Annotated in this window: 4 protein-coding genes; 1 reads left to right on the forward strand and 3 read right to left on the reverse strand. The window is 72.6% G+C overall.

Features of this window, described 5'->3' with window-relative positions; genetic code table 11:
• Nucleotides 1–12: 12 nt before the first annotated feature.
• Nucleotides 13–4,749 carry a family 78 glycoside hydrolase catalytic domain gene (locus Pma05_RS03625; protein WP_203855799.1) on the reverse strand — a complete coding sequence of 1,579 codons (4,737 nt, stop codon included), beginning with the start codon at nt 4,747–4,749 and terminating at the stop codon, nt 13–15.
• A 98-nt stretch (nt 4,750–4,847) separates the two neighbouring features.
• Nucleotides 4,848–6,041: a cytochrome P450 family protein gene (locus tag Pma05_RS03630; RefSeq protein WP_203855800.1), complete on the reverse strand. Its 1,194-nt coding sequence runs from the start codon at nt 6,039–6,041 to the stop codon at nt 4,848–4,850.
• Nucleotides 6,042–6,164: 123 nt separating this feature from the next.
• Here Pma05_RS03630 and Pma05_RS03635 point away from each other — a divergent pair, with 123 nt between their 5' ends.
• Nucleotides 6,165–7,232, forward strand: a complete 1,068-nt coding sequence (locus Pma05_RS03635; RefSeq protein ID WP_203855801.1) for a TetR/AcrR family transcriptional regulator — start codon at nt 6,165–6,167, stop codon at nt 7,230–7,232.
• A 62-nt stretch (nt 7,233–7,294) separates the two neighbouring features.
• Here the strand turns inward: Pma05_RS03635 and Pma05_RS03640 are convergent, their stop codons facing one another.
• Entirely contained in the window at nt 7,295–8,737 is a 1,443-nt protein-coding gene (locus Pma05_RS03640; protein WP_203855802.1) for an MFS transporter, read from the reverse strand.
• Between the last annotated feature and the right edge of the window lie 76 nt (nt 8,738–8,813).

The following is an 8,813-nucleotide window of genomic DNA, read 5'->3' on the forward strand; positions in this document are numbered from 1 at the left end:
CGACCGACGACGTCAGCGGCCGGCCGGGGAGGCCGGTGGCGGGGCCGGCAGCGGCAGCGCCCAGACGTCCGCGATCGACGGGTCGTAACCCTCGCCGGTGTCCTGGAACCGCACCCGGACCACACCGTCGGCGGTCGACTCCGGCCGGTCCACCACGAACTGGTAGCTCACCGTGCCGACCCCACCGGCCGTACGCTGGTACGCCCGCGCGTGCACCACCACCCCGTCGACCAGTACGTCGTAGTCCTTCAACTGCGGGTTGTCGTACGTCTCGACGGCCCGGAGCAGGAACGGCCGGCCCGGCTCGACGGCGAGGTCGAACTCAAACCAGCCGCCCGGATAGGTGACGTTGGTGTAGCGGCGGGTCAGTCCGGCCTCCACGTTGGTGCCGGAGTGTTCCGAGGCGGCCAGCCGGTGCGCCTGCTCGGAGGCTGCCGCGCCGAGGTCGACATGGTCGAGCACCGTCCCCGGCGGACCGCCGAACCGGACCGGCAACTCGACCGTCCGGCGTTCCGCCTCGGTCGGTCCGGTGGCGACGGTGATCCCGGCCGTGCCCTCGGTGACCGCCAACGGCGCGGTGACGGTGCTGTCCAGGGTGACCTCGGCGCCCGGGGCCAGCGCGAACGCCTTGCCGCCGGGCTCGACCCGCCAGCCGTCCGGGGCGGTGCCGGTCAACTCGCCGGTCATCGGCACGGTGGAGCGGTTGCGGAGCACGGTGTGCAGGGTGGCGGTGCCGCCGGGCGCCACCGAGGCCGGCTCGGCGGTGGTCGAGACGACGGTGACGGCCGGAGCCACCGGCAGCGAGCCGGCCAGCGGCAGGGTCGCGGTACCGGACCGGTAGCGGTAGCCCGCCGACCCGGTCAGCGAGACCGTGCCGACCGGCTGGCCGGCCGGGACCCGCAGCTCGTACTCGTGCCGCACCGTCCGGCCCGGCGCGACGCTGCCCGGCCGGACACCGATCGGGCGTACCGTCACGCCGTCAGCGCTGTCCAGGGTGGACTCCGCGCCGCTGAGCGGGTCGGCGCCGCTGTTCTCGATCAGCACCGCCGCCCGGACCACACCACCGGGCAGCACCTCGCCGGCCGGCAGGTCGAGCCGGGCCACCGCGCCGACCAGGGCCGACGAGGCGGCGGAGAGCCGCTGGTCGAGTCGGGTCAGCGGGGCGGTGAACCGGTCCGCGACCGCCCTCGACATCCGCCCGGCCCGCACCTGGGTCTCCAGCCAGCGGTCCAGATCGGACCCGGTGGCCAGGGCCCGGTGTACCGCCGTGGCGGTGGCCCGCTCGTCACCCTCGCCGTACCGGTACGCCAGCCGGGCGTCCGCCGCCTCGACGGTCAACCGGGCCAGCCGGACCCGCAACTGGATCGCGAGCGGCCAGCGCAGCTCACCGGCGACCTGATCAGCGACGGTTGCCGCCGCGCTGACCGCGTCGGCCGCCTCGCCCAGGTCGCCGAGCACCCGGTCGACCGCGAAGGCGTACCTGCCGGAGCCGATCTCGAAGACCGCGTCGGCGCCGTCCAGCCGGACGAACCGTACGCCCTCGGCCCGGTCCGCCGGCCGGCCGCCCTCGGTGACCGCGTGCCGGCTGGCCGCCGGGATGCGTACCGTGGCGGTGGTGTTGCCCGGCACGGTGACCGCCAGCCGGAGCTGCCCGGCGTCGTCGAGCCGCCAGTCGGTGCCGACGGTCCCGTAGAGCGACCGGTACGACGCCTTCGCCGACCGGAGGTTCCCGCCGGGCCGGGGCGCGATCGTCAGGTGTGCGTAACCCGGGTGCGCCGGATCCGGCTGGATGCCGGCGACGGTGCGGTACATCCAGTCCCCCACGGCGCCGTAGGCGTAGTGGTTGAAGGAGTTCATCGAGACGTCGCCGAAACTGCCGTCCGGCATGATCGAGTTCCACCGTTCCCAGATCGTGGTGGCACCCTTGCCGATCTCGTAGCCCCAGGACGGATAGGTGTCGTTCAGCAGCAGCCGGTACGCCACGTCGAGATGTCCGGTGTCGGCCAGTGCCGGCAACAGGTCCGGGGTGCCGAGGAACCCGGTGGCCAGGTGCCAGTCGTGCCGTTCCAGGTTGGCGACCAGCTTGTCGGCGGCCTTGCTCCGCAGCGCGTCGGGCAGCAGGTCCATGCCGATCGCCAGGACGTACCCGGTCTGGCTGTCGCCCTGCACCGTGCCGTCGGCGGCGACGTACGCCGTGCTGAACGCCTCGGCGATCCGCTCCGAGAGCGCGGCGTACCGCTGCGCGTCGGCGGTCCGGCCGATCGCCCCGGCCAGCTCACCGAGCAGCCGGATGCTGTACGCGTAGTACGCCGTGCCGATCACCCCGGCCGGGGTCGGGTCCTCCAGGTTCAGCCAGTCCAGGTACGGCCCGGCGTTGGTCCGCCGGTGCCCCGAGCTGGTGCTCTCCAGCCACCCGGCGTAGCGGACCATCGAGTCGTAGTGCTCCTCGATCACCCGGGTGTCGCCGTAGCGCTGCCAGAGCGTGTGCGGGACGGTGATGCCGGCGTCGGCCCAGCCGGTGGCGCCGTCGCCGCAGCAGGCCCTCGGCGCCACGTCCGGGTACGCCCCGTTCGCCGACTGCGCGTCCCGCAGGTCCGCCAGCCACTTGGTCAGGAAGGTGAGACTGTCCATGTTGAACGTCGCGGTCTCGGCGAAGACGTTGATGTCGCCGGTCCAGCCGAGCCGCTCGTCCCGGGCCGGGGTGTCGGTCGGGATGGAGAGGAAGTTGCCGCGCTGCCCCCAGGTGATGTTGCTCTGCAACTTGTTCACCATCGGGTTCGAGGTCTCGAACGTGCTGGTCAGCGCGCCGTCGGTGTGCATCACCAGCCCGGTGACGGTGCCCAGGTCGGGGGTGCCGGGGAAGCCGGTCAGCTCGACGTAGCGGAAGCCGTGGAAGGTGAAGGTCGGCTCGTACACCTCGGGACCGCCGCCGCGCAGCCGGTAGAAGTCGGTGGCCCGGGCCGTCCGCAGGTTCGCGGTGTAGGCCGTACCGTCCGGGTTGAGCACCTCGGCGTGCCGGATCCGTACCGTCGTGCCGGCCGGACCGGCCACCTTGAGCCGGACCTTGCCGACCATGTTCTGTCCGAGGTCGAAGATCCAGGTCCCCGGGGTGGGCTGGGTCAGCGCCACCGCCCTCAGCTCCTGGGTCACCCGGACCGGCGGGTCGACCTGGGCGACGAGCCGGGAGGTGGCCCCGCCGTCCCCGCCCACCGTCGCCGCCGACCAGCCGGAGTCGTCGAAGCCGGTCCGGTCCCAGCCGGCCGGCAGTCGCCGGGCGTCGTAGGTCTCACCGTGGATCAGGTCGGTCGCCAGGAACGGTCCCGGGGTGGCCCGCCACGAACCGTCGGTACGGACCGTCTCGGTGCGCCCGTCCGCGTAGTCGATCACCAGAGCGGCGCTGAGCAGCGGCCGGGGGCCGTAGTTGTCGGTGCCGAACCAGGCGATGCTGCCGGAGTACCAGCCGTCGCCGAGCATCGCCCCGAACGCGTTCTCTCCGGACCGGAGCTGCCCGGTCACGTCGTAGCTCTGGTATTGCACCCGCTTGGCGTAGTCGGTCCAGCCCGGGGCCAGCTCGTGGTCGCCGACCCGTTCGCCGTTCAGCGACAGCTCGTAGACGCCGAGCCCGCTGGCGTAGACCCGGGCCCGGGCCACCTCGCCGGTCACCCGGAAGCCGCGCCGCAGCAGCGGGTTCGCGTCCAGCGCGGCAAGCATCGTCTCGGCGTCGCCGCTGACCCGCAGGCCGTCCGGGGTCGGCGTACCGGCGCCGAACGGGTTCTCGCCGCCGGTCAGCGGTGCGGCGTAGAGGGTCCGGTCGCCGCTGGTCACCGAGAAGTCGGCGAAGACCGCCGACTCCTGGGTGGAGGTGCGCAGTCCGACCGAGCCGGCCCGGTGCGCGGTGTGCCGGGTGACGTCGACCTGCACCCCGTCGACCCAGGTGGTGACCGTGTCACCCACCGCGGCGATCCGCAGCGTGTGCGGCGCGGTCAGCTTCTCCGGGGGTACGACCGCAGCCAGCGACACCTCCTTGAGCACCGTCCACGCCCCGTTGACCCGAACGTGCGGGCGCAACTTGGCACTGCCGTTGGTGGTGGAGAACTGCCACATGTACGCGTTGCCCGCACCGCTGGCCCGGAAGAAGATCCCGGCCGCGTCCCGTTCCACCCGCACCGTTGCCTGCACCGTGTAGTCCACCCAGGACTCGGTCGGCGTCGCCAGCCCGATCCAGTCGCCCTGCCAGCCGTCCGGCCCACCGACCCCGGTCTCCCAGTACGCCGGCTCGCTCCAGCCGGAGGCGCGGCCGGTCTCGTCCCAGATCCGCACCTGCCAGGCGTACCGGGTGCGCGGCTTCAGCGCCGGGCCGGCGTACGGGACGAGGGTGCTGTTCCGGGACGTGACCCGGCCGCTGTCCCAGACGTCGGGCCGGCCGAGTCGGCTCGGACCGCTGGCCACCCGCACCTGGTAGGACTGCTGGACCACGCCACGCCGGGAGGAGTCGATCGTCCAGCCCAGCCGGGGCCGTTCGACGTCGAGTCCGATCGGATCCGTCGCCCGCTCGGTGGTCAGGCCGGCCACCGTCACCTCCGGACCCGAGGTCCCGGCGGCGGCCGGTGCCGGCCCGGCGACCGCCGCCAACGGCAGCGCCAGCAGCAGCGCGAGCGCCGCCGACAGTCCCGACCGGGGCAACCTGGTGAGCAACATCGCCGACCCCCACTCCCGTACGGCTGATGAAACGTCTCGATGGACGGACACTGAAACGATCCTGACCAGCCGCCCCACCCGGACTCAATGGCTGGCCGTGGCCACATCCGGTCAGGCCCCCGCCCGCGCACACCTCCGGGCCGACGCCACTACGGGCGCAGCACCACCCGCAGCTCGGTGAGCCGCCACGTGCCCGGGTCCGGCAGCCGGCGGACCCCGCCCTCGACCAGCGCGAGGCCCGGGAAGCGGCGCAGCAGTACGTCGAGCGCGACCTCGATCTGCACCCGGGCCAGCGCCGCACCGAGGCAGAAGTGCGGCCCGTGCCCGTAACCCAGGTGTGCGGGCCGGCCGACGGGGCGACGCAGGTCGAGCCGGTCCGGATCGGCGAACGCCCGAGGATCCCGGTTGGCGCCGGCCAGCGCGGCACTGACCGGCTCGCCCTTGCCGATCGGCACACCGGCGATCTCGACGTCCTCCCGGGCGTAGCGGGGCAGGCTCAGCAGTTGCGGGCCGCACCAGCGGGTCAGTTCCTCGACGGCACCGGGCAGCAGGCCCGGTTCCGCACGCAGCGCCGCGAGCTGGTCGGGATGCCGGAGCAGTGCCTCGACGGCGTTGGTGATCACGTTCGTCGGGGTCTGGCCGGCGAGCACGAGATGCCAGACCAGGGTGACCAGCTCGGTCTCGCTGAGCCGGTCGGAGTCCTCGGCGTGGATGCCGATCAACTCGGCGAGCAGGTCCACTCCGGTCCCGCCGGTACGCCCCCCGACGGCGTTCGCCGCGTCGCGCATGATCGCCGGTACGGCCGCCGCGAACGCCGGACCGTGCCCGGCGGCGACGGCGGCGCCGTACTCACGCCACCTGCCCCGATCGGCCGTCGGGATGCCGACCAGTTCGCAGATCACGTCCATCGGCAGCGGTCCGGCGAAGCTGGGCAGCAGGTCGACCACGCCGTCCTCGGCCCGGTCGGCCAGTTCGTCGAGCAGGTTGTCGACGATCGGCACGATCCTCGGCCGGAACTCGGCGGCCCGGCGTGCGGTGAAGGCGGGCGAGACCAGCCGGCGCAGCCGGGCGTGCTCCTCCCCCTCCATCTCCTGCATGGTCCGCAGGTATTTGCGGCAGTGCTCGGGGACGTCGAGGCGCTGGTAGCTGGAGGCGTTCAGCGCGAACCGGGGATCGGTGAGCATCGCCCTCGCCTCCGCGTACCGGGTGACGGCCCAGATGCTGCCGAAGCCGGGCGTCACCAGCCGGGCGAGCGGGCCGATCTCCCGGGCCTGCCCGTACGCCGCGAACGGGTCGGTCAGGGTGGCCGGGTCGGCGAGCCTGATCTCCGGGATCTCTGCCATGCCGCGTCTCCTCAATTCAGATGGTAATGTCAGATGGTCACATCATCTGAGTGGCGACGGTATCCTACCGACGCTCGGCGGGCAACGGTGGCCGGCGACGAGCGGAAACCGGCGAGGAGAACGATGGTCCGGCGCAACAGGGTCGAGATGCAGGAGCACAACCGGGCCAGGGTGCTGGCCGCCGCCCGGGACGAGTTCACCGAGCGCGGCTTCCGGGACGCCAAGATCGATCAGATCGCCGAGCGGGCCGACCTGACCCGGGGCGCCGTCTACTCCAACTTCCCCAGCAAGCGCGCCCTCTACTTCGCCGTACTGGCCCAGGCCGCCGAGGCGGCGAACGAACCGGAGTACCCGCCGACCGCCCGGACGGCCGGCGCGGCGCTGGCCGACTTCGCCCGCGCCTGGCTGGCCCGGCTACCCCTGGCCACCGAGGACCGGCACAGCGCGTCCCGGCTCGGCCGTGACCTCGTGCCGGAGATCCTGGCCGACGAGCGGACCAGTCTCCCGTTCGCCCAACTGACCGGGCTGAGCGCGGTCGTGCTCGGCCTGGCCCTGGAACGACTCGGGTCGGGCCGGACCCCGACCCGGATGGTCCGGGCCGCCGAGATCGCGCTGACCACCCTGCACGGCGCGGGCCAGCTCGCCGCCGCCGCGCCGGGCTTCGGCGAGCCGTTCGCGGTCGTCCGCGCCTGCGAACAGCTCGCCGAGCTGGATCTCGATGACGAGTGGGCGCCGCCGCACCTGCCGCACGTCTCCCCCGCGCGCCCGGTCGACCAGCCGTGGAACCCGCCGGCCGGGACCGACGCCCTGCGGAACGAGCCGGCCCGGTTGACCGGGGACGGTGTGGTCGCGCTCCTCGGCCTGCACCGGCTGGCCACCGTCGAGGAGGCGCGCCGCGCCGCACCCACCGACACCGAGGTGACGGCCGTCCTGGTCACCGGCAACCCCGGCGAACTCGGCCCGCTGGCCCGGCTCACCGTGACCGAGCTGCGCGGCTGTCTCCGCGCGGCGGTTCCGGCGGCGGCCTGGCCCCGGCTCCAACTCGTGCACGACGAGTCGGGTGCGCTCGCCGCCGCCGCCGGCGTGGCCGCGTGCAGCGACGCCACCGAGAGCGCGGTACGCGTCGAAGCCGGCCGGATCGTCGCCCGCGCCGACGGCTACGGCGCCTGCCACGCGGTGGCCGCCGGCTGACCGCAGAGCCCCCGAGGACTCCCGACAGTGGTGGCCCGCTGGGCTGCTGTCGCTGGCGGGCGTTACGGGGTGACGCCGGACGGACTCAGCTCCGGTTGGCTCGGCTCCGACCCGGTCGTCGGTTCGGCCATCACCCGCTGGCTCAGTCGGCGGTACGGCCGGCTGCGCAGCGCCAGCACCGTGGCGATCAGGCCGACGATGCCGGTCAGTACGAACACCAGGGCGAGTCCACGGTCGGCACCGGTACCGAACCAACCGCCGATCCACCGGGCACCCGCCCCATCCGTCATGAACGGGATGAAGACGAACTGCGCGATCGGCGCGATCACGAACGCGGTCAGGGGCGAGGCCGCCTGCTCGACGCTCTGCGCGAAGCCGAAGACCCGGCCCTGCCGCTCGTACGGCACCACCTTCTGGAGCACCGTCTGCTCGGCGGCCTCCGCGTACGGCACGACGAGCATGTAGACGTAGAGCCCGACGGTGAGCAGGACGATCGACGCGCGGAGCGGGAAGAGCAGGGTGACCGTCCAGAGCAGCACGTTGACGAGCAGCAGCAGCCGGACCGGGTTCCTGCTCAGACCGGTACGCGCGATGAGCAGCCCGCCGACGATGAAGCCCGTACTCAGTACGCCCCAGAGCAGGCCCCAGGTCTGCACCGACACCAGCGACAGCCCGTACGCGTCCATCAGCGCCATGAAGACGCCGCCCAGGAAGTTGTTGAACGCCGAGAAGAGGATCAGCGCGGTCAGCCCCGGCACCTCGGCCACCACCCGCATGGTGCCACGAAGGTCCACCCGGCTCTTCGCCGCGACCGCCGGCTCTGCGGTGACCACCGGACCGGTGGTCAGCGGCGGCTCGCCCGTCGGCCCCGGCTCGACGGTGCCGGCCGGTGCCGCCGGCCGGTCCGGCACCGGGACGAGGGCCAGGTGCAGCAGGGCGACCGCCAGCACCGCCAGGGCCAGGACCAGCACCCAGAACATACCGCCGATCGCCACGAGGATGCCGCTGATCACCGACGTCACCAGGAAGGTGACCCCCGACACCGTGCCGACCAGCCCGTTGGCCCGGTCCCGGGTCTCCTCCTCGATGAGCACGGTCACCAGGGTCGGCAACGCGATCGTTCGGATGTTGCCGGCGATGACCCCGAACATCAACAGGACGATCAACGTCCACAACGGAACGCTTGTCGGGTCGGTGAACGACTCCTTCGGGGTCGCCTGGTAGGCGACGAACGCCACGGCGTAGAGCACCAGCGACACCAGCGCCGACGCCTGCATCATCGTCTTCTTCGAGTGGTGGTCGACGAGGCTGCCGAACCAGATGCCGGTCACCGCCGTGAGCACCAGGAAGATCCCGGAGACCACACCGGTGGCGAAGACCGACCGGGTCTGGAGATAGACGTAGAAGGTGATCGCGAACCATACGGTGAAGTTGATGACCGACACCAACAAGGTGTTGACCAGTAGCTGGTAGAAGGTCTTTCGGTCCCCCCGGATCGCGTTCATGACCATGACCCTATGACCTGAACCAAGGTTGATGTCGAGGAGTTTCGGAGCCGCGCCCCCGGAAGAGGATCACGGA

This window comes from Plantactinospora mayteni (genome assembly GCF_016862935.1).
GTDB classification, from domain to species: Bacteria; Actinomycetota; Actinomycetes; order Mycobacteriales; family Micromonosporaceae; genus Plantactinospora; species Plantactinospora mayteni.

Bases quoted from the DNA above. Each gene is read 5' to 3' on its own strand.
- Pma05_RS03630 (WP_203855800.1), bottom strand. From the start codon at position 6,041: ATGGCAGAGATCCCGGAGATCAGGCTCGCCGACCCGGCCACCCTGACC.
- Pma05_RS03635 (WP_203855801.1), top strand. From the start codon at position 6,165: ATGGTCCGGCGCAACAGGGTCGAGATGCAGGAGCACAACCGGGCCAGG.
- Pma05_RS03640 (WP_203855802.1), bottom strand. From the start codon at position 8,737: ATGAACGCGATCCGGGGGGACCGAAAGACCTTCTACCAGCTACTGGTC.